Source organism: Variovorax sp. 01T432, from assembly GCF_056398605.1.
In genome coordinates, this window is the sequence record NZ_JBFTPS010000007.1 from 95,046 (window position 1) to 116,230 (window position 21,185).

The 21,185-nt window shown below is 67.7% G+C and carries 17 protein-coding genes and 1 tRNA gene; 6 read left to right on the top strand and 12 right to left on the bottom strand.

Going from position 1 to position 21,185, the window contains the following annotated elements:
• Positions 1 to 55: 55 nt before the first annotated feature.
• On the bottom strand, positions 56 to 196 hold the full coding sequence (locus AC1DNF_RS08230) for a hypothetical protein (protein WP_478148159.1): 141 nt from the start codon (positions 194 to 196) through the stop codon (positions 56 to 58).
• Between AC1DNF_RS08230 and AC1DNF_RS08235 the strand changes: the two genes are divergently transcribed.
• Together AC1DNF_RS08235 and AC1DNF_RS08240 are read left to right on the top strand one after the other, a co-directional pair.
• A complete protein-coding gene (locus tag AC1DNF_RS08235; RefSeq protein ID WP_478148156.1) occupies positions 129 to 4,166 on the top strand; it encodes a translocation/assembly module TamB domain-containing protein in 4,038 nt (1,345 codons plus the stop codon). The genes AC1DNF_RS08230 and AC1DNF_RS08235 overlap by 68 nt on opposite strands.
• Before the next feature lie 28 nt (positions 4,167 to 4,194).
• Positions 4,195 to 4,269: transfer RNA gene (locus AC1DNF_RS08240), tRNA-Arg, on the top strand.
• Between the two features lie 36 nt (positions 4,270 to 4,305).
• Here the strand turns inward: AC1DNF_RS08240 and AC1DNF_RS08245 are convergent.
• From AC1DNF_RS08245 to AC1DNF_RS08270, 6 genes are read right to left on the bottom strand one after another with little or no spacing between them, the layout of a single operon-like run.
• On the bottom strand, positions 4,306 to 7,584 hold the full coding sequence (locus AC1DNF_RS08245; RefSeq protein WP_478148080.1) for a pilus assembly protein: 3,279 nt from the start codon (positions 7,582 to 7,584) through the stop codon (positions 4,306 to 4,308).
• Between the two features lie 15 nt (positions 7,585 to 7,599).
• Positions 7,600 to 8,157, bottom strand: a complete 558-nt coding sequence (locus tag AC1DNF_RS08250) for a pilus assembly PilX family protein (RefSeq protein WP_478148081.1) — start codon at positions 8,155 to 8,157, stop codon at positions 7,600 to 7,602.
• Positions 8,154 to 9,224 carry a PilW family protein gene (locus AC1DNF_RS08255; RefSeq protein ID WP_478148082.1) on the bottom strand — a complete coding sequence of 357 codons (1,071 nt, stop codon included), beginning with the start codon at positions 9,222 to 9,224 and terminating at the stop codon, positions 8,154 to 8,156. Before AC1DNF_RS08255 ends, AC1DNF_RS08250 begins: the two co-directional genes overlap by 4 nt.
• On the bottom strand, positions 9,221 to 9,805 hold the full coding sequence (gene pilV, locus AC1DNF_RS08260; protein WP_478148083.1) for a type IV pilus modification protein PilV: 585 nt from the start codon (positions 9,803 to 9,805) through the stop codon (positions 9,221 to 9,223). The genes AC1DNF_RS08255 and pilV overlap by 4 nt, the downstream gene beginning before the upstream one ends.
• Positions 9,806 to 9,838: 33 nt before the next feature.
• Positions 9,839 to 10,333 (bottom strand): GspH/FimT family pseudopilin, encoded by a 495-nt coding sequence (locus AC1DNF_RS08265; RefSeq protein ID WP_478148084.1) that lies wholly within the window; start codon positions 10,331 to 10,333, stop codon positions 9,839 to 9,841.
• Complete coding sequence (locus tag AC1DNF_RS08270) at positions 10,324 to 10,800, bottom strand: type IV pilin protein (RefSeq protein ID WP_478148085.1); 477 nt, start codon at positions 10,798 to 10,800, stop codon at positions 10,324 to 10,326. Before AC1DNF_RS08270 ends, AC1DNF_RS08265 begins: the two co-directional genes overlap by 10 nt.
• 312 nt (positions 10,801 to 11,112) lie before the next feature.
• On the opposite strand from AC1DNF_RS08270, the gene AC1DNF_RS08275 reads away from it, so the two are divergent.
• Positions 11,113 to 12,201 carry a cupin-like domain-containing protein gene (locus AC1DNF_RS08275; RefSeq protein WP_478148086.1) on the top strand — a complete coding sequence of 363 codons (1,089 nt, stop codon included), beginning with the start codon at positions 11,113 to 11,115 and terminating at the stop codon, positions 12,199 to 12,201.
• On the opposite strand, the gene AC1DNF_RS08280 is transcribed toward AC1DNF_RS08275, so the two are convergent.
• Positions 12,198 to 12,452 (bottom strand): hypothetical protein, encoded by a 255-nt coding sequence (locus AC1DNF_RS08280; protein WP_478148087.1) that lies wholly within the window; start codon positions 12,450 to 12,452, stop codon positions 12,198 to 12,200. The two genes, AC1DNF_RS08275 and AC1DNF_RS08280, sit on opposite strands and share 4 nt — an antisense overlap.
• 49 nt (positions 12,453 to 12,501) lie before the next feature.
• On the opposite strand from AC1DNF_RS08280, the gene AC1DNF_RS08285 reads away from it, so the two are divergent.
• Complete coding sequence (locus AC1DNF_RS08285; RefSeq protein ID WP_478148088.1) at positions 12,502 to 12,834, top strand: hypothetical protein; 333 nt, start codon at positions 12,502 to 12,504, stop codon at positions 12,832 to 12,834.
• A 59-nt stretch (positions 12,835 to 12,893) separates the two neighbouring features.
• Here the strand turns inward: AC1DNF_RS08285 and AC1DNF_RS08290 are convergent, their stop codons facing one another.
• Entirely contained in the window at positions 12,894 to 13,064 is a 171-nt protein-coding gene (locus AC1DNF_RS08290; protein ID WP_478148089.1) for a hypothetical protein, read from the bottom strand.
• 390 nt (positions 13,065 to 13,454) lie between these two features.
• Between AC1DNF_RS08290 and AC1DNF_RS08295 the strand changes: the two genes are divergently transcribed.
• Both AC1DNF_RS08295 and AC1DNF_RS08300 read left to right on the top strand, forming a co-directional pair.
• A complete protein-coding gene (locus AC1DNF_RS08295) occupies positions 13,455 to 15,098 on the top strand; it encodes a methyl-accepting chemotaxis protein (RefSeq protein ID WP_478148090.1) in 1,644 nt (547 codons plus the stop codon).
• Between the two features lie 281 nt (positions 15,099 to 15,379).
• Complete coding sequence (locus AC1DNF_RS08300) at positions 15,380 to 15,619, top strand: hypothetical protein (protein WP_478148091.1); 240 nt, start codon at positions 15,380 to 15,382, stop codon at positions 15,617 to 15,619.
• 23 nt (positions 15,620 to 15,642) lie between these two features.
• Here AC1DNF_RS08300 and AC1DNF_RS08305 read toward each other — a convergent pair whose 3' ends face one another.
• From AC1DNF_RS08305 to AC1DNF_RS08315, 3 genes are all read right to left on the bottom strand, one after another.
• On the bottom strand, positions 15,643 to 18,168 hold the full coding sequence (locus AC1DNF_RS08305; RefSeq protein WP_478148092.1) for a beta-propeller fold lactonase family protein: 2,526 nt from the start codon (positions 18,166 to 18,168) through the stop codon (positions 15,643 to 15,645).
• A gap of 214 nt (positions 18,169 to 18,382) precedes the next feature.
• The gene (locus AC1DNF_RS08310; protein ID WP_478148093.1) at positions 18,383 to 19,681 is read right to left on the bottom strand and encodes an MFS transporter; all 1,299 of its coding nucleotides are present in this window, start codon (positions 19,679 to 19,681) and stop codon (positions 18,383 to 18,385) included.
• A 76-nt stretch (positions 19,682 to 19,757) separates the two neighbouring features.
• Entirely contained in the window at positions 19,758 to 21,143 is a 1,386-nt protein-coding gene (locus tag AC1DNF_RS08315) for an MFS transporter (RefSeq protein WP_478148094.1), read from the bottom strand.
• Between the last annotated feature and the right edge of the window lie 42 nt (positions 21,144 to 21,185).

Here is a 21,185-nt window from a genome sequence, read left to right on the forward strand (position 1 = left end):
AGCCGGTTCCGCGGTATCCCCAGCGTCGGGCCGCGCCGGTTTCAGGCGTCGCGGGTCACGCGATCGCGTGGTGGTGAACTGAGATGCGCGAGACGATGCCCGACGCCGAGACGCCCCAGGGCCCGCCGATGCCGCGGCCGCGGCGTTCGCGCGCGCGCCGTGCGTTGAAGGCCCTGGCCTGGAGCTTCGCCGGCATGCTCGCCCTCGTGCTGCTGCTGACCGCCGGCGCCTGGTGGTGGCTGGGCTCGAACCAGTCGCTGGCCTTCGCGCTCGCCAAGGCCGCGCGCTACCTGCCCGCCGGCCAGACGCTGGAAAGCCGCGACGTGGTCGGCTCCGTGCGCGCGGGCGGCAACATCGGCTTCCTGCGCTGGCAGAGCGAGCACCTCGCGGTCGAAGTGCATGACGCGCGCGTCGGCTGGCTGCTCGAGCCGCTGTTGAGGCGCAAGGTGCAGCTGGGCGTCGTGCATGCCGCGCAGGTGACGATCGAACGGCGCGGGCCCGTGGAGGACAAGCCGCTCGAGCCGCTGGAGCAGATCGCCTTGCCCGTCGAGGTCGAACTGCCCTTCAGCATCGACGAGTTGCGCTGGACCGGGCCGCCGGCGCTGCAGGCGACCCATCTCGCCGGCAGCTACCGCTATGCCGATGCGCACCATGCGCTGGAGGTGACCGGCGTGGACATCGCCGAGGGCCACTACAGCGCGCGCGTCAAGCTGCAGGGCCCGGCCCCCATGGCCATCGACGCCGCGCTCGACGGCCGCGTGCGCGCCCCGCTCGCGCAGGGCCGGGGCATCGACGTGCTGGCCGATGCCACCTTGCGGGGCACGCTCTCCGGCGCGGCCGCGCGGCTCGCGATCGCGGCGCGACTCCAGCCCGTCGAAGAGAGCGCCGAGGCGCCGATGCAGGCGCAACTGGAGGCGAACATCGCGCCCTGGATGACGCAACCCGTGATCGACGCCAAGGCGGCGCTGCACAACGTCGACCTCGCGCGCCTGTGGCCGGAAGCGCCCACAACACTGCTGAGCGGCGAGGTCGAGGCCGGGCCCGCCGCCGGCGCCCCCCAGGTCTGGCAGGCCACCGCCGACATCCGCAACGCATCGCCCGGCCCCTGGGACGATGCCAGGCTGCCCGTCGAGCAGATCCAGGCGCGGCTCAGCTTCGACGGCACGACATGGACGTTCCCCGAAGCCACCGTGCGCGCGGGCGGCGGCCGCATCCAGGCCGAGGGCCGCTGGAGCCCCGCGCCCGCGCCATGGCAGGTGCGCGCGACGGTGCGCGGCGTGCAACCGGGAGCGCTCCACACGGAGCTGGCCGGCGCCGCGGTCAGCGGCCGGATCAGCGCCGAGCAGCACGACCAGGCCCTGGCCTTCGATCTCGCGCTGCAAGCCGAGGGCGGCGCGGGCAGCACGGCGCTGCAAGGCCTGCGGCTCGATCGCGCCATCGCCAAGGGCCAATGGCAATGGCACGACCAGGTGCTGGACCTGCAGACCCTGCGCATCGAAGCGGCGAACGCCAGCGTCGAAGGCGGGCTCCAGGTGCGCGTGGCCGACCAGGCCGGCGGCGGCGATCTCAAGCTGGTGCTGCCCGGCGGCAGCGCGCAGTTGCAGGGCCGCATCGCGCCGTCGACCGGCGGCGGCGCCATCAAAGTGCAGGTGCGGGACGCGAGCGCCGTGCAGCGCTGGGTCGAAGCCCTGCCAGGCCTCTCCAAGGTCTTCGCCGGCGCCACGGCACAAGGCAACGCGCAGCTCGATGCCAGCTGGCAAGGCGGATGGCAGGCCGTCCAACGGCGGCTGGCGAACGCGAGCCAACCCGCCGCCCGCGGCGCGGCCGAGCCGACCGTGAAGGCCGCGCTGTCGGCACCGCGCCTGGATCTCCGCCTGCCACCCGCGCCCACCGCCGCCCCCACCACCGTGCTGCTGCGCGGCGTGCGAGCGGAGCTGTCCGGCAGCCTGGCCCAGGCGACGCTGAACCTGCAGGGCGAGGCCAGCACGGGCACGCGCAAGCTCACGCTCGACACGCGCGCCACTGGCGGCCTGGAGCGCGCGAACCAATGGCGCGTCGCGCTCGCCAGCCTGCGCCTGCAGGCCCAGGACAGCACCCAGCCCGGGCCCTGGACGGTGGAATTGAGCCGGGCCCTCACCGCCACCCTGCGCACCGGCGCCGATCGGCTGGAGCTGGAGGCCTCCGCCGCCGCCGCCACCCTGCGCGGCCCGGTGCCGGGCACGGTGCTCGTCGACTGGCAGCCCCTGCGCTTCAGCCAGAGCGGCGCGGCGCCCGACCGGCTCTTCCGCCTCCAATCGCAGGGCCGGCTCCAGGGCCTGCCGATGGCCTGGGCCGAGGCGCTGGGCGGCAGTTCCGCGCTGGCCGAGGTCGGCGTCAGCGGTGACCTGCTGTTCGACGGTGAATGGGACATCGACGCCGGCGATGCCATGCGCGCGAAGGTCCGGCTCATGCGGCGAAGCGGCGACATCCGCGTGCAGGCCGGCGAGGCCGCGCTCGTGACCCGCATCACCAGCCGCGGCACCGGCACGGCGAGCGAACGCACCATGAACGCAGCCGGCGACGGTCCCAGCACGCCTGCTGGCGTGCGCCAGGCGGAACTGCACCTGGACACCGAGGGCGAGGCGGTGCGCGCGAACCTGGTCTGGGACAGCGAAAGGGCCGGCGAAATCCGTGCCGAGGTCGGCACGCGCGTGCTGCATCGCGCGGGCGGCTGGCAGTGGGCGGCCGATGCGCCGCTCACCGGCCGCGTCACGGCGCGGCTGCCCAACCTCGGCGTCTGGTCGATGCTGGCGCCCCCGGGCTGGCGCATGGCGGGCACGCTCGAAGCCGATGCCGCGCTCTCGGGCACCCGCGCCGCCCCGCGCTGGAATGGCAGCCTCGGCGCCGACCAGCTCGCGCTGCGTGCCCTGATCGAGGGACTGGACCTGCGCGACGGCCGGCTGCGGGCGACGCTCTCCGGCGAACGCGTCGAGATCACCGAGTTCACGCTCAAGGGCGGCGCCGGCAGCACGGCGCGCATCCCCGGCCAGAGCGGCAACCGCAGCACCGCGTCCAGCCAGGCCGCGACCGATGGCGGCACGCTCTCGGCGACCGGTGAGCTTTCCTGGGGGCCCGCGCCTTCCGGGCCCGGCGCGGCAGGCGCGACGAACTCGGGCATCCGCATGGCCCTGCAAGCTCGGCTGCGCGCGCTGCGCGTGCTGGTGCGAAGCGATCGGCAGATCACGCTGTCCGGGGACGTGCAGGCGCGGCTCGATGCCGGCCAGTTCAGCGTTCGCGGCAAGCTGAAGACCGACCGCGCGGTCATCATCCTGCCGGAGGAGAGCGCGCCCAGCCTGGGCAGCGACGTGGTGGTCCATTCGGCCGCGAAGGATCGCGAGGCCATGGAGGCGGGCCAGCGCGAAGAAGCCCGCAGCGAGGCCCGCGCCGCCAGGGCGCAGACCTCGAAGCCGCCGGACATCGCCATCGCCTTCGACCTGGGCGACGATTTCGCGGTGCAGGGACGCGGCCTGACCACGCGGCTGGAGGGCCAGCTCGACATCCGCGGCAACTCGCTGGGCGCCCCGCCGCGAATCACGGGCGAGGTCAAGACCGTCCAGGGCCAGTACCGCGCCTACAACCAGCAGATGACCGTGGAAAGCGGCATCGCACGTTTCAACGGCCCCTTCGACAATCCGGCGCTGGACATCCTGGCGATCCGGCCCAACATCACGCAGCGCGCGGGCGTGCAGATCACCGGCACCGCGCAGTCGCCGCGCGTGAAGCTGTATTCCGAGCCGGCGCTCTCGGACGCGGAGGCGCTGTCATGGGTGGTTCTGGGCCGCGCATCGGCGGCCAGCGGCGGGGAGTCGATCCTGCTGCAGCAGGCCGCGCTGGCGGTGCTGGGCGGCCTCGGCAAGGGGAGCAGCACCGGCGGCGGCCTCGCGAGCCGCTTCGGGCTCGACGAAATGGGCTTCAAGGGGCCGGGCACCGGCGGCGACCTGAAGGAATCGGCCGTGACCCTGGGCAAGCGCATCTCCAAGGATTTCTACGTGACCTACGAGCGCAGCCTGTCGGGCACCTTCGGCACGCTCTTCGTCTTCTACGACCTGACCCGGCAGCTGACGCTGCGCGGGCAGGCCGGCCAGCAAAGCGCTGTCGATCTGATCTACACCCTGAAGTACGACTGAGCGAACTGGTAAAGTCGCATCCGCCTTCGTCCTCGTAGTTCAATGGATAGAACGGGGTCCTCCTAAGACTCAGATACAGGTTCGATTCCTGTCGAGGGCACCATGCGATCCCCTGCTGACTCCTGCCCCGCGCCGCTTCTCAGCGATCGGTCTCGCGATACCAGTAGGTTCTCTGCCTCCTCATCTTGAGGGGAATGCTCGGCTTCTGCGCGCCGAGACCCGACTTGCCGTCGGGACCGAGACCGCCGCCACCGCCGATCAGGAAGGGCAGCTCACGATCCGCGCCGCCCACCTTGACCGTGACGATGCCGAAGACCGGCGACGGCGCCAGTCCGCCGCCGTCGAGCACACTGAAGGTCGAGGCGCCGGTCAGGAAGTTCACCGCGTAGCTGCGCGCCGTTCCCAGGTTGGCCTGGCAGACGTTGCTGCTCGGAACGATGGGCTGATTGGTGCCGAAGTAGACCTGGCCGCCCACGGTCGTCGGCGCATTGACGCCCTTTTCTCCGGCCCCGGCCAGTGTCACGTAGAAGCCGCTCAGCGAGCCGTCGTAGGGCGTCGCCGCAGTGACGTCGAACAGCGCCGTGGGCACGGCGTTGGCGGTGCTGCTCGTGTCATCGTGCACCGCCGTCCAGCCGGTCGAACTCATGCCGACCTTGGTGTCCTTGATCATGTAGAACCGGTTCACGACGCCCGTGGCCTGCTGGGTCAACAGCGGATGCTCCCGATCGCCGGTGATGTCCAGCACCACGTCGTACGTCTTCGTCAGAACGACGTCCGGCGGGAAGAAGAATTTTCGCCTGGTGCTTCCGCTGCCGCCGAGGGACGCAAGCTGTGTTGCCTGCCAGGTGCTCACATTTCCGCTGCTGGTCGGCTGAAGATCGACGCGCCAGATGTTGCCGCCCGTATCCGCCGCGTAGAGCCGATCGATGAGGCCGTCGAAGTCGCGGTCCACCAGCGTGATGTCGGCCGGGATCGCGTAGTTCATGCCCGCGAGCTTGCAGGGATTGCCCGTGCAGCTGTTGCTGCCGCCCCCCGGCCCCGCCTGCCACAGGACATTGCCCGTGATGGCGTCGACGATGAAGATGCCGCGGCCCATGGTGTCGGCATTCGGTGGCTCGGCGTCCTCGTTGAGGTCATAGCCGGCCCCGAAGATGAGCACCGGATTCGCGTTGCCCTTGATCATGGCCACCTTCGGCTGCGACCAGGTCTGGCCGAGTTCGGCAAAGCCGGGGTCGGCGTTGCTGCGCTTCCACATGAATTTGGGATTGGCGGGATCGCTCACATCCAGCGCGTAGAGCAGGCGCCCGCCACGTCGCGCCGACAGGAAGATATAGGCCTTGCCCGTGGCACTGTCCTGATAGACGCTCGGCGCGCCGTCGAAGAAGTAGGTCTTGCCGGTGGGCGTCGCGTCCAGCGTCAACGCCGGGTTGTTCTGGTAGAGCTGTTGCAGGCCCTTGTAGAACTCCGAGGGCACGAAGCTCCAGAGTTCGCCGCCCGGCGGAACACGGGCGGTGGCGCCGGTGGCGTCCTTCACGCTGATGGCGCAGTCGGATGAAACGGTGCAGTTGCCCAGGGGCTTGCTGGTATCGGAAGGGTTGTTGGGCTGGTTGCCATTGATGGCGCGGAACATGCCGTCGTTGGCGCCGTAGAACACCACCACGCCGGTCGTACCGCCGTAGTTGATCACCGCCGGCCGCGAATGCAGGACATCGCCATGCACCGAGCCGCGGATCGTGATGCTGGCGTCGGGGGGACTGCTTCCTTCCTGGCCGGCCGCCGTGTCGCCGCCCGCATAGGTGTCGTCGCCCCGCGCCCAGTTGATCAGGTTGGCCGCGGTCACCGTGCTCGATGTCACACCCAGCGTCGTGGCCGTGAGGTTCGAATTGCTCACCTTGAATGGCATGGTGCTCAGGGCGGCATTGGCGGTGCAGCCGCTGCCGATGCAGGTGTACACGTTGCGCGCCGTGGTGGCCGTCGTCACGGTCGAAGTTGCCGGATAGGTGTCGGTCAGGTACCTGACGCGGATCCGCTGCCCGACGCCTCCCTTCTCGACCACCTGCCCGTCCGCCGCGTCGTAGCCGTCCTTGGCGCCTTGCGACTTGAAGGCATTGAGCCAGAAGCCGCCCTTGGAATCGGGCAGGGTATTGACGTCCTTGGACGACCAGAAGCTGACGGCGGTCGGCGTGATGAAGCCGGTGCCCGCCGAGCTCAGCGCCTGGTTGCCATTCGAATCGGCCAGGAACAGCTGCGGCGCGGTCGGATCGGTGGCGTCCACGCCGAACTGGTACTGCTTCAGGTTGCCCATCCAGCGCGGATTGCTGCTGCCGTCAGGCCTGAACATGCCCATGTAGACCTGGTTGACATAGGTGCCCTGGGTGTTGGCGCTCACGGGCAGCACGGGCGCCGCGAACACGCTGTTGACCGCCTGCACTTCGCTGAACACCTGGCCGATGGCCTTTGCCAGTCCGCTGACATCGCCGAGTTGCACCACGAAGTACTTGCCGCCGCCCTGGTTGGCCATGCTGACCATGAGCTGTTCGTAGTTGGGGTTGCTGCCATCGCTCAGGATGATCGTGTAGGTCGTGATGCCCGGGTAAGTGTTGGTCAGGTTGGGCGACGTGCCCGTGTACATGAAGTTGGCCCACTCGTCCGCGTAGTCGCTCTGGTACTTGCCCGAGGCCACGCTGTTCGGCGAAATCGGCGACTTCCAGTTCGGCAGCTTCAACTGGGCAGGAGAAGAGGTCAGCGCTTCGGCGGTCTGCAAGGCCGAACCGCCCACATTGCCGCTGTCCTGCGGCTTCTGGTTGTTGGTGGCGAGCGTGATGTAGAGGACGAAGTTCCTGGTGCACGCCTGCTGACTCGTCAAACCGGGGTACCTGGTGCCCGAGAGTCCGGTCTTGCCCTGGTAGAAGGCCCAGGCCTCCTGCATCGTCTGGGCGATCTGGTTGTTGTTGCTCTTGTCCTTGCTCAGGCTCAGCGCCGCAACTCGGGTGAGCATCTGGTTGACGCCCTTGCCGTCGGAGCCGTTCCCATCCATGAGCAAGAGCGAGCCGGGCGCGGGCGACGGCTTGGGCAGGACGAAGGTGCCCCCATTGGTTCCCCCCGTGGGGAAGTACATCAGGCCGAGGTTGATGTTGCCATTGAGCGCCGCATCGGTGCCGATGCTGTTCACGGCGCTGTAGAGGCCGCATTGCTCGAAACCCAGGTTCTTGCCCGGATCGTTCACCGTCAGGGACGAGCAGGTGAAGCTCGTACTCGCGTCGGCGGCCGCCGAGTTGTCCAGAATGATCAGCATGTTGGGTGCTGTACCACCGGCCGTGCCCTGGTAGATCTGGATGTCCTCGGCGTGGGCGGCCAAGGTGACCAGCGCCAGCAGGGCCAGCGCGCCAATCCGCGGGAGATGGGAAAGCCTTGTCATTTCATTCCTTGTGGATCAGCACGCGGCACCGACGGCCACGCGCACCGCGATCCCCTGGTGAAGAGTGGGGGCCACCGCGGCACTCGTTCCGGCGGGTGGCGTCACCGTGGCATTGACTTCCCAGTTCGAGTTGGAGCACAACGAGTTGCCGGAGCCTCCGGAGCCCACGATCCCCGTGTTCTGCGAGGCGCCGCTGGCGAAGCAGGGCTGGTCGGCCGTGTTGCTGGCGTCCAGTTCGCTCGACTTGATCGGCTTGACGCCCGAGCAGATCGGCGCCGGCACGAGCACCGTGTACGCCGAACCCGCCCGGCCGCTGTCATTGATGTCGACGATGGTCGTGCTGGGCGTCGGCAGCGAGGTGAAGTCGGTGCTGATCATCGCTTCGATGGCATGCATCGCGGCAGCGTCGGCTTCTTTCTCGATCTGCATGTTGCCGACTACCTTGGCATTGACGTTGGAGACCTTGATGGCCGAGACGACGATGAGCGTGAGCACCACCAGAAAGATCATCGAGACCAGCAAGGTGGCGCCCGATTGAGTACGGGCTGGGGCGGCATGCCTGGAGCGGCTCATGGGGTCTCCCTCTGGCCTGAGGTGTTGTACAGGCGGGCGACCGTGCTGTAGACGTGTCGCTTGATCTGGTCCTTGAACGGCCCTGCCACCGGCACGGCCAGGCCCATGTCGTACGTTCTCGTATCAGTCCAGCCGCCACTGGCCTCGGTGTTGCGCGCGAGCACGTGAATCCGCACCGCCATGACGTTCGCCCAGTTGGCCGCGGCGGACGTCCAGTCGTACGCCGGCGTGGTCTGCGGGCACACGGCAACCGCGACTTCAGTGCTGGGCGGCGAGCTCGGGTTGCTGGTGTAGCAAGCGGGCGAGCCGTTGCCGTCCATGTCGATGCCGTAGTCGAACTGCAGGTCCTCGATGCCTTCGACCAGCGGGGTGATCGTCATCGCGCCGTTCACGTATTCGGCCATCTTGAGCGTCGGCGTGGTGTCGGTGCCGCACACGTTGCAGGTGCTCAGGTAGTAGACGTGCTGCACGACCTTGCGCAGGGGCGCCAGGTTGCTCGACAGGCAGTCCTTCTGCATCAGGTTGAAGCTCGACGTGGAGGCGCCGCCGGCCAGCGCAAAGGGCAGCGTGTCGCTGGAACAGGTGGAGACCTGCAGGTAGGTTTCGCCCGCGGCTGCCGACGCCAGCTTCACGCTGCTGGTGCTCACACGTGTCACGACCAGCATCGCGGTGCCCGTCTTCACGTTGGCGATGCAACTGGGCACGGCGCTGAGTGCATAGACCGGCATGGGCACGTTGGATGTACCCGGGCTCGTGGTTGCCGAGTAGCCCAGGTCGGCGAGGGTCGCGGGACAGGCGACCGGCGCCACAGGCGCGAATGCGGTGCTGGGCGCAGCGCCGACAAAGCCCGCGAGGTGGATGTCTTCGCTGAGCACCTGGAGCGCGTAGCGGCCGTTCTCGATCTGGCGCGAAGACTTGTCGAGCTCGGTGCGCGAGGTCACCGTCGAGACGATCAGGCTGATCAAGCCGATCATCAGGAACAGGCTCAGCGTGATGGCCACCATCAGCTCGACCAGGGTGAAGCCACGGCTGTGGCTGCGCCGGCCGGAGCGCTGGAGCGCCCTCATGACAGCACCCCGATCCGGACCTTGGTCGTGACCACGCGATGGAGCTTCTCGTCGCCATAGGCCCCGCTGCCGCATGGAAACGCGGTGGTCCCGTCCGCCAGCGTCGGCGCCGCGGTCTTGGCCAGGCCCTGCCAGGACACGGCGATCAAATAGACATTGTTGGCGGCGTCGTCGAGGGTCACGCAGCCGACGGCGCCGATCATGGCGCCGACGACCTTGGTCGCCTTGGCGGGGTCGGTTTCGGCCTGGCCCTGGATCAGGTTGCCCCAGGCCGTCAGATCGGCAGCGGCCTGCGTCTGCTGCTGGATGTTGCCCGCGGTGCAGATCGGGATGGTGGTGCTGCTCGAGCTCAATTGAAGTCCCGCGGTGCCGTTCGAATAGCAGCTCGCGACCTTGCGGTTCGCATTGAGGCGATCGGCCATGTCCTGCACGAGTTGCAGGGCCTGGATCCGCTGGTAGGACTCCATCTCGGCGAGGTTCGCGCGGCTGCTCACGCCGGCCAGCCCGAGCAGGCCGAACAGCAGGATGACAAGCGAGACCAGCACTTCGATCAGCGCGATTCCGCCTTCGCGCGAAGCCATGCGGACGGGACGCATCGGTGGCCGGGCCGTCATCTAGCACGCCCCCACGCTGCTGCTTGGCACGCCGCTCAGGCCGATGGAGACGCAGCGGGAGCTGACACCGGAGATCGTGGTCGACGGTGCGATCGTGAACCTGGTGCTCGTCGTCAGGGCTCGGCCGTCCTTGCCATAGGTGATGCTGTCAAGGGCGGCCGAATCGGTGATCGTGAGGTTCTTGAGGGCTTCCTGGTTCTGGATCGGCTGCGTCGTGCCGGCGGCCAGCACATTCCAACCCTTGTCCCACGCGGTGCCTGCAGTGGCTTTCGCCAAACTGACGTTGACATTGCGGGTCACGGCCTCGCTTCGAGCCAGCGTGAGCGCGGCCATCAGGTCGAAGGACGCGCTGCGGAGTCGCTGGTTGGCAACGAACTCGCGAAAGGACGGGAGCGCCAGACCCGCAAGAATCGCCATCACCGTGATGGCCGTTACCAGTTCGATCAGTGTGAAGCCCTGTGCGCGGCGCCGCCGGGGTCTGTGGCTTACCAGCATCCCGCAACTCCGCTGGTGCCCGACGCGGTCTTGGTTCCCGCTTCGTCGATGGTGAGCGTCGCGCACGCGGTGTCCCTGCTGGCCTGGCTGTTCTGCGGGGTGGCCGTGACCGTGAAGCCGGGTGGCGTGGCGCCGGCCTTGGGCGCGGTCGTGATCAGGTAGTTTGGAGACACATTCGAAGGTGCCGTCATGTTCAGCGTCGGAAGGTCTGCGGCGTACTGCCGCGCATCCAGCAGGTAGCGCTGCTGCACATTGCTGACCTCCAGCATGTAGCCCTGGGCCGCCGAGCGATTGGATCGCACGATGTATGCCGTGTAAGACGGATAGGCGATCGCCGCGAGGATGGCCACGATCGCGACCGTGACCATCAGCTCGATCAGGGTGAAGCCTCGCGCCTGATGGCTCCTGCCTCGTCGGGCGGTCGCATGGGCCGGCGCCATGGGGGCCTTCTTCAATACCTGATGCATCGGTCCATGTCCTTCACTCACTTCACGCGCAGAAAGTCGACCGGAAACATGCTTGCGCGATTCGTTTCCAAATGTGACGATTGATTATGATATGTGAATATGTCACATCTCGCACACGGGTACGAAACCGCCGCGTTTCAGTGAAAAAATCGACACATCGGCGGGAAATCGCCACGGGCGCACCTTGCCTGCGCCCGAAATGAATGCTTGGGACTTACATCCCACAACACGGGCTGCTCTTCGTCGGAAGTGGAAAAATGGCCCGATGACTGACAGACTCAAGGAACAGGTCCGCGGCCTCGGGAGATCACGGTGACAAACCTGCCCAAGCCCCCGGCGCCGCCACGCCCGCGCGAAACCCAGGCCCAGGAGAGCGCGCCGCCCCCCACCACGGAGACGCCTCTGCCGCTCGAATGGCTCGGCTGGGTTGCCGAACAGCATCTGCGCGGCTGCACACCGGAATCCATGCTCGCGGTCATGACCGGCGCTGGCTTCGATTCCGCGACCGCCGCCTCGGTGATCGAGCTCGTGCCCGGCAACCCGATCTACATCGCGGCCGAGCGCCAGGCCCAGCTGCTGCGCAAGCTCGAATCGACGGTGGCCAACCTGCAACTGCTGTGGGAACTCGACCCGACCTATGGCACCGTGGACAAGCGCGCCGTCGTCTCCGACGACGAATTCATCAACCGCTACGTCCGCGGCTGCCGCCCCGTGGTCCTCACCGGCCACACGCGGGACTGGCCGGCGATGCGGCGATGGTCGCCGTCCGACCTGAAGGCACGATTCGGCCATCTCGACGTCGAGATCCAGGCGGAACGCCAGGCCAACCCGCGCTACGAGGAAGACAAGCTGTCGCACCGGCGCTCGACCCGGCTGGCCGATTTCGTCGACCAGGTGGTGGCCGGCGGCGAGACCAACGACTACTACCTCACGGCCAACAACGAGATGCTGCGGCGCCCCGAGTTCTCGCCCCTGCTGCGGGACATCGGCAGCTTGCCGCCCTGCTGCAACCGCGCGGAGCTGGCCGAGCGTTCCTCGTTCTGGTTCGGACCGGCGGGAACCGTGACGAGCCTGCACCACGACACGCTGATGCTCTTCCACACGCAGGTCGTCGGGCGCAAGCGCTGGCGCTTCATCTCGCCCTTGCAGGGACCGCACCTCTACAACACGAACGGTGTCTTCAGCCCCATCGACCTGGATGCGATCGACCTGAAGCGCTTTCCCTTGTTCGAGGGCGCGCGCGTGCTCGAAGTCGTCGTCGAGCCGGGCGAGACGATGTTCCTGCCGCTGGGCTGGTGGCACCAGGTACGGGCCCTGGACCTCAGCATGTCCTTCTCGTACTCGAACCTCGCCCTGCCGATTCCGAACCAGTTCACGTACGTCAATCCGACGCCGCGCTAGAGGTCCTGAAATCCGCTTTCGCCGGCGTGGCTGCGCGAGGCCCATTCGTCGATGAAGTCCTTCGCCTTCGCCTCCAGGGCGGCGCGCGCGCTGGCCACACCGTGGTGGGGGCTCGCCAACGCCATCCGGCACTTGTAATGTCCGTCGTAGCGCAGGTCAGCGCGCCCCGTGATCACTTCACCCGAGCCGGTGATTTCGAGGCGCACCAGCCAGCCGCGGTATTCGAAGTCGCCTGAATGCTTGCTTCCCATGGACGGTCCCCCTCGCAGGGTGTACTCCAAACCTCAACGTTGGGCCGCGTTGCGTTTCTCCGCGTTCGCGCCTTCGCAAGTCTGGAGTCTGCGGGAAATCTTCATCAAGGCGTCCGCCGCGCCTGGCTCGCGCTGTCGCAGCGCCTCGATGCCGGTCTCATACGCCAGTGACAGCGCCTGCCAGTCACTGAAGGCCGAGCCCATTTCGCCTGTGCTGGTTGCCATTGATTACTCCGGCGGCGCACGTTCCGCGCAAAGCGAACTGCCTCATCACGCGCGCACCGCCGACGTTCTCCATGCGTGCATCGTGCGCCAGGACGAGACATTGCGCCAAGGCCCGGAGGCCGTCTGGCCGTCAGGGAATGCGCTGACCCTCACCTGACCCCCCCGCGAGAAACCGCAGACCGCAGGGATCGGCCGAAAAAGTCGCGCCGCCGCGAACTAGTCATCCTCGGCCGCGTTTCGGAACTCGAGCTTCGCGATCTCCGCGGGGTCGCGCTCCTTGTGGACAGGCCATACCGAGAAAGCCCAATCCAACATATCCGTATAAACCGCCCGCCCTTCCGCGAGACGCAACATCTCGGCGGCAAATTTCTCGGCCCGCTCAATCATCGACACTCCCAAACGCTGCGCGGCATCATGCCGAAAGGACGCCGTGCGCCGCATGGGCGGGGTTATCGGGGAAATTGCCGGAATTCAGCGTCTGGTCAGCTTGGATAGACGGCATGGCTCGGCGAAGTTCTCCACCGAAGCGGTGGACAACTTTGTGGAGAACCCCACTCCTATCGCCATGAATCGTTGACCAGCGGGCGCTGCCGCTGAACGCCCACGAAAGAAGCATGGTGCTCAGCGAGCCGTTGTGGAGAAGTTCGGCCAGGCCTCGCTGCTGCGACCCATGATTCGCGTCAAGAGCCGGTAACAGACTGTTGCTCCAATCCGCATGGCGAATTTGCCAACTTCCAGTCTTCCTCCGCCCGCGAAGGGCGGAGGGCGCACCTGCCCGTGACCACCAACTCCATCACAAGCTCATCCAACATCCTTGGCCGACGCCTGCTGGCCGCCTTCTCCGCCGTTCTGCTTCTGACCCTGGCGGGCTCAGCCATCGGCATCTGGTCGCTGTCCAGGGTGGATGCGGCGACGCGCAAGGCCGTCGGGCAGGACGTCGAGTCCGAGCGCATGGTGGCGGACGCCTATCGTCTCCAGGCCATCAACGCGGCACGCTACAAGGCCATGGCGCTGAGCTCCGAGCCGGAGGTCGGGGAGGCTCTGGCCGCCGACATCCAGGCGACCGAGGCCCGCTACAGCGAACTTCTGACCCAGTTGGGCGGGCGCCTGCCGACCGCCTCGGATCGCGCGCTCCTGGCGCAGACCGAGGCCACGGGCCAGGATTTCAAGGTGGCCGTCAAGGAGCTCGTGGCCGCACGGGATTCCGGTCTCACGGAGCGCATCCGCGCCGTGTACGCGCAGCGCTTCCAACCCAGTTCAGCCGCGCTGCTCGCTGCTCTTGCAGGGCTTGCGCAAGCGCGGCGTCAAGCCATCGACGCGGCTGGCCAGCAGATCGCGGAACTGAGCGCTTCCGCACGCATGGCCCTGGCGCTCTTCAGCGCGGCCGCGATTGCGCTGGGCGTGGGGCTGACCCTTTGGCTGGTGCGCAGCATCTGCCGCCCCATCCGGGTGGCCAGCGAAACAGCCGTCCGGGTCTCCAGCCTCGATTTGCGCGAGGACATCGAAGGGCATGCCCGGGACGAAGCAGGCCGGATGCTGCTGGCGCTCGGAAGCATGCAGGGCGCCTTGCGCGAACTGGTCCTGCGCGTGCGCGAGTCCGTGCGAGGCGTGCGCGTCGGTGCCCACGAGATCGCCCACGGCAATTCCGATCTGTCCGTGCGAACCGAAGAGGCGGCTGCCAGCCTGCAGCAGACGGCGGCGGCGCTCGAGCAGGTGATACGCAAGGTCGAGCAGTCCGGCGAGGCTGCGCGCAACGCGGAGACGATGGCGAGCGCCGCGGCCGCCGTCGCGCTCGATGGCGGCGATGTGGTCTCGCAGGTGGTCAGCACCATGCAGGACATCCAGCGCTCCTCCGGCAAGGTGGTCGACATCATCGGGGTGATCGACAGCATTGCCTTCCAGACCAACATCCTGGCGCTCAACGCCGCGGTCGAAGCCGCGCGCGCCGGTGAATCGGGCCGGGGCTTCGCGGTGGTCGCGGCGGAGGTGCGGCAGCTGGCGCAGCGATCGGCCACTGCGGCGCGCGAAATCAAGGAGTTGATCTCGGCGTCGGTCCAAGGCGTCGAAGCGGGCACCGCGCTGGTCGACCGCGCGGGCCAGACCATGTCGCGCATTGTCGAATCCATCCAGGAGGTGGCCGGCACGGTCAGCGCCATCAACGCCGCGACCCTTGCACAGACCCGGGACATCGGGCTGATCAACACCGCCATCGCGCAGCTGGACCACATGACGCAGCAGAATTCGGCGCTTGTCGAGGAGTCTGCCGCGGCTTCGGAAGGCTTGCGGCACCAGGCAAAGGACCTCGATGCGCTGATCGACCAGTTCGTGTTGCCCGAGGCCCAGGGGGCTGCTGACGAGCGCCCGATGAAGGGCGAGGAGCGACGCTCGGGCGTGCCGCCGATCGCGTGGGCGACGGCCTGAGGCCCTGGATATACTGCGCCGGTCGCGTCCAAAGAAGGCGTGATCGGGTTTGGAAGCCCGCTGAAGCTCTGCACGCTGCCGCCTCGCTTGAGGGCGGGCGCGTCGACTATGGCAATTCGAAGCTTCAGGAGGCTTTCATGGCTGGTCCCGCTCGCGCATCCGCGCGTTCTTCCAAACTCTCTCCATCCCGCAGCCGGGCTGCTGCTTCCCGCAGCAAAGCGCCCCCCAGCCCCAGCGCAGACTCCCTGACGCAACGTCTGCGCAGCGCCGCAAAGCTTGCGTTGAATGCCGTCGACGAACTGTCCAACCTGGAGGAAGCACGCCGCGCCTATGACTGCCTTGAAGCGCTCATCGCGCCCTTCAAGCCGCTCGACAGCACAGAGATCCCCGTCAACCGCCACGAGCTCAGTGCCCTGCTGCTTCTCGTCAACACGGAACTCAAGCGCCGCGTCGAGGCCGCGGACACGGCCGTCAAGTCAGTGCACGATGAACTGGCGGCCCGGGATTCCACGGCCTTGTGACACAAGGCCTCGGGGCCTGCGCATCAAGGCTGCACCACCGCGATATCAAAGGGCCGCGCACCGACGGAGAACGGGCTCCCCGGTATATCCGTGAGCGCGCCGGTGACGGGGTCGACGCGGACCACCGACACGCTGAGCACCCATGCGTTCGCCACGTAGGCCAGCGTCCCCGACGAATTGAAGGTGGCGTAGTTGGAGCCGACCGTGCCATACGAGTTGGCCGGAACGGAGGTGAGCGCACCCGTGACGGGATCGATGCTGAAGGTCAGCAACTGGCCGCCGTTTCCCGACCCCACATAGGCGAAGGTGCCCGCCGGATTGACCGCGATGGATTGCCAGATCCATCCGGTATAGGACGCGGTGAACGGACTGCCCGCGACCGGACTCAGCGCACCCGTGACCGGGTCGATGGCATAGGCCGACACGCTGGCCTGCCCGTTCGTCACATAGGCGAAGGTCCCCGCCGGATTGACCGTGATGGCCGCGGGTGGCGTCCCGTTGGCGAAGGGGCTGCCCGGCACCGCCGTGAGCGCGCCCGTCGTGGCGTCGATGGCATAGGCCGAGAGCGTGCTGTCGTTCGCGTTCGTCACATAGGCGAAGGTCCCCGCGGGATTGATCGCCACCTTGGACGGGCCCGCGCCCGCGGGGAACGGGCTTCCCGGCACAGCCGTGAGCGCGCCCGTGGTGGCGTCGATGCTGTAGGCCGAGACAGTGTTGCCGTTGGCGTTTGCCACATAGGCAAAGGTCCCTGCCGGATGGATGGTGATGGAAACAGGGGTTGCGCCCGTCGCGAACGGACCTCCCGCGACCTGAACGAGCGCGCCCGTCGAGGGGTTGATGCTGTAGGCCGAGACGGTGTTGTCGTTCTGGTTCGTCGCATAGGCGAAGGTCCCGGCCGGGTTGGTCGTGATCCAGCGGTCCTGCGCCCCCGCGGGGAACGGGCTCCCGGGAATGGAGGCAAACGCGCCCGTGGTGGGATTGACGCTGTACCCCAGCACATTGCCGCCGCCGTAGTTCGGCACGTAGATATACACCGGCCGCGCGGAACACACGACGCTCACAAGCGTGACGTTGGCCACGATGCCGGAGCCCGAGCCCCTGGAGACGACGCAGTTCTGCCCCGTGGGCCGGGTGCCCACGGTGACGGCATAGCTGCCGTTGTAGGCCACGGGCGTCGCAAAGACGAAGGAGCCGTTGGCGGTGACGGTGGTCGGATCGGCGCCGTTGTTGTTCAGCGTGACCTGCGTGCCGCTGGCCAGGCCGCTGACCGTGCCGCCGACGGTGTAGGTGTTCGCCGAGCAGTTCACGCTCACGCTGGCGACGTTGGCGACGACGCTCGTGCCCGAGGCGCCGGAGACCGTGCACGTCTGGCCCGTCGGCTGGGTCGCCACGGTCACGGCATAGCCGCCGTTGTAGGCCACGGGAATGGCGAAGGTGAATGTGCCATTGGCGCTCACCAGGGTCGGATCGGCGCCGCCGTTGTTCAGCGTGACATGCTTGCCGCTGCCCAGGCCGGTGACGCTGCCGCCCACGGTGAAGGTCTTCGTGGCGCAGGTGACACTGAGGTCGGAGACATTGGCCGTGACACCGGAACCGGCACCGTTGGAAACCGTGCACACCTTCCCGGTGGGCTGCGTGCCCACGGTGACCGAGTAGCTGCTGCTGACCGCGGTGGGCAGGGTGAACGCGCCGTCCGCTGTGATGGTGAATGGGTCGGCACCGTTGATGAGCAGCGTGAGCGAGCCGCCCGCCAGGCCCGAGACCTTGCCACCGATGGTATAGGCCGTTGTCGAGGTGATGGTCGAACTACCTCCCGCCACGGCGGGCAGGGTCACCCGCACGAACGCGCCGACCGACGACGGCGCGGCGATCTGGACGCTGGTGGCGGTCGCGGTCAGCGGGAAATCGTCGAAGAACCCATCCACGCCCTGGCCGTTGGCCGCGAAGGGTGCGGTGGTCGGATCGAAGCCGGTGGTGGTGACGCCATAGCGCGCCTGCAGGATTTGCAACAGCGGCGCGATCAGGACCGAGGCCCTCGCCTGCTGGTATTGCGCGGCCGTGATCCGCGGCAGGAGCGCCAGCACCTGGTCGTTGTCGACCGGCGTCGCGGCGTTCGCGGCGAAGCCCGCGGCCGCGTAGGCCATCAAGGTGGTCAGCGGATTGATGTTCACGACGCCATCGACGATGGTCGTTCCCTGTGCGGGAATGGCCACCGCATCCAGAGGCGCGCCGCTCGGCGTGGTGTAACCCGCCACGAAGAACGCCGCGGCGCCTGGGGCGCAGCCGCTGGTGTCCATGGAATAGCTGCCATCGATCGCAGTGGTGGCTTTCGCGCAGACGCGGCCCGCCGAGTCCAGGACCTGGATGCTCTGCGCGGCCACTGGATGGCCGTAGGCCACCGTACCGGTGACCTTGGATGGCGCCGCGCCTGCCTGGGTGGCGGCAGCGGGAGGCGATGCGTCCCCACCGCCACCGCCACCGCCGCATGCGGCCAGGAACAGGCTCAGGGAGGCGCAGGCCGCGAGGCCCAGGAGTTTGCGTGTATGCATGGGGTAGGAGCGAATCCGGTAAGGAAGACGCAGCATGAGGCTCGTTCTCTCATGTGCGGCAACGCCGCGAGGCGCTAGCGTGACATATGTGGGAGAAGTGAACGCCGTGAAAGCGCGTCCCCGACCGGGCGATCGGCCGATGTCAGCAGGAAGTGTCGGTTCCGCCGCCAACGGCGAATGTCCCCGTGCGCGGCGCCATGGCCGCGCTCCGGACTCAGGCCGGAACCCGGGCCGCCGTGCCTTCCGACTTCGCGTCGTGTCCGATGATCAGGACCAGCACGCAGGCGAGCGCCGAAAGCGCCGCCAGGAACATCACCGCGTAGATGTCATTGCCCATCTTGTCCTTGAGCGTGCCGAAGATCGTCGGGCCGATGTAGCCGCCCAGGTTGCCGATCGAATTGATCCATGCGATGCCGGCCGCGGCCGCCGTGCCGCTGAGGATGGCGGTGGGCAGGGTCCAGAACATCGGCAGCGCGCTGAAGATGCCGAACGCGGCCAGACTCACGGCCGCCATCTTGGGCACCGGGGCACTGGTTTCCGCGGCCAGCATCAAGCCGACGAAGATGCAGGCCAGCGGCACCAGAAGGAACCACTTGCGCTCGCGCTTCGCATCCGACCAGCGCGTCCAGAACACCATGGCGATGGCGCCGACGAGGTAAGGGAAGGCGTTGATGAAGCCGATCTCCACGTTGCCGAGGCCGCCGAAGCCCTTGATGATCTGCGGCAGGAAGAAGCTCAGGCCATACAGCGGCACCGTGATGCCCATGTAGACGAAGCCCAGCGCAATCACGCGCGGGTTCGTCAGCGACTGCTTCCACGAGATCTTGTGCAGCGATTCGCGGTTGCGCTGCTCGGCGCCCAGAGTCTGCATGAGCCAATCGCGTTCTTCCGTGCTCAGCCACTTGGCATCCTTCGGACGGTCGGGCAGGTAGAACAGCACGAAGAAGGTCAGCACCAGCGAGGGAATGGCTTCGAGGATGAAGAGCCATTGCCATCCGTGCATGCCCGCGACGCCTTCCATGTTCAGGATGAAACCCGAGATCGGCGACCCGATCACGGTGGAGATCGGAATCGCGAACATGAACCAGCCCACGATGCGCGCGCGGTACGCCGCCGGGAACCAGAGCGTGATGTAGAAGATGACGCCCGGAAAGAAGCCCGCCTCGGCGATGCCCAGCAGGAAGCGCACGACGTTGAAGCTCGTCGCGCCGCCCACCCAGGCCTGGGCGGCGGAAATGACGCCCCAGCTGAACATGATGCGCGCGATCCATCGGCGGGCACCAAAGCGTTCGAGCGCCAGATTGCTCGGCACCTCGAAGAGGAAGTAGGCAATGAAGAAGATGCCCGCCGCGCTGCCGAACACGGCGGCCGTGAAGCCCAGGTCCTTGGACATCGCCGCCCCGGCGAAGCCGAGGTTCACGCGGTCCAGGTAGGCAATGAAGTAGGACACCATCAATAGCGGCAGCAGCCGCCAGCTGATCTTGGCTATTGTTCTTTTCTCGATCGGGTTCACTGTTGTCTCCAGCAGAGTTATGGAATGTTGTGTTGCTTGACCCCGCGCATCATGCCTGCTTGTCGCTCGCCCCGGGTCAGCGCATGTCGGCGCCCTCCTGCGGACTCAGGCGCACGAAGAACAGGAGCGACAGCAGCGTCATGGCCCCCACGACCACGAAGGCCGGCGAAAAATCGCGCGCCGCGAGGTGCGCCGAGTCGCCCCCGTGCCACCATGCCGCCGCGCTCACCAGCGAGGCGCCGAGCACCACGCCGAAGCTCAGCGAGAGCTGCTGCGCCATGCTCGACAGCGTGGTCGCGTGGCTCATGAGCGGCTTCGGAATCTCCGAGAAGCCCAGCGTCTGCATGGCCACCATGCCCATGGAGTTGAACAGGCCGCCGAGCATCATCGTGCAGAACATCAGCACGTGCGGCGTCCCGGGCCGGAACAGGCCGTAGCTCGCATACAGCAGGCTGGTCAGCGTCGTGGCCCCGATCAGCAGCGAACGGAAGCCGAAGCGGCGGATCGCCCGGGCCATGACGGTGCGCGTGGCCAGCGAGCCGACGGCCGTGGCGACCGTCAGCAGGCCGGAGTCCAGCGGCGAGAGCCCGAAGCCCAGCTGCAGCATCAGCGGCAGCAGGAAGGGCGACGCGCCGATGGCGATGCGCAGCGGCGTGCCGCCGATGATCGACGTGCGGAAGGTGAAGTACCGCAGCGTGCCGAAATCGATGATGTGGTGGGTCCTGCCGCGGCTGCGCAGGTGGTAGAGGCCGATGACCAGCACGCCCATCGCGATCACCGCGCCCGTCAGCCAGCCGGCCACGATTGCCTTGCCCACGGTCTCCAGCCCGCCGATGAGGCCGGTCAGGCCCAGGGCCAGCAGCGCGAAGCCGACAGCGTCGAAGGGCCGCCGCTCGTGCGCCTCCTCCGCGCCGTCGATGAACAGCATCGCCATGGCGATGCCGAGCAGGCCGAAGGGCACGTTGAGCAGGAAGATCCAGCGCCAGGAGGTCCAGGTGACGATGGCGCCRCCCAGCAGCGGCCCCATCATGCGGCCGATGGTCGGCGGCACGGTGAACCAGACCATGGCCGCCACGATGCGCGAGGGGGGCACGCTGCGCAGCAGGATCAGGCGGCCCACCGGCACCATCATCGCCCCGCCCAGGCCCTGGATGATGCGGAACACGACCAGTGACGCCAGCGAAGTGGCCGCGCCGCACAGGGCCGAGCCGAGCGAGAAGAAGGCGATGGCGCAGCAGAACACGCGCTTGGCGCCGAAGCGCTCGGCCAGCCAGCCGCTCAGCGGCAGGAAGACCGCCAGGCTCAGCAGGTAGGAGGTGATCGCGAGGTTGAGGTGCAGCGCCTCCACGTCGAGCGAGCGGGCGATGCTCGGCAGCGCCGTGGCCATGACCGAGGTGTCGAGGTTCTGCAGGAAGAGCGGGCAGGCGACGATGATTGGAACGAGTCTGTCGCGAGCTGCCATGGCCGCGATTCTACGGAGGGGTCCGAAGCGGGGCAGGCGCGG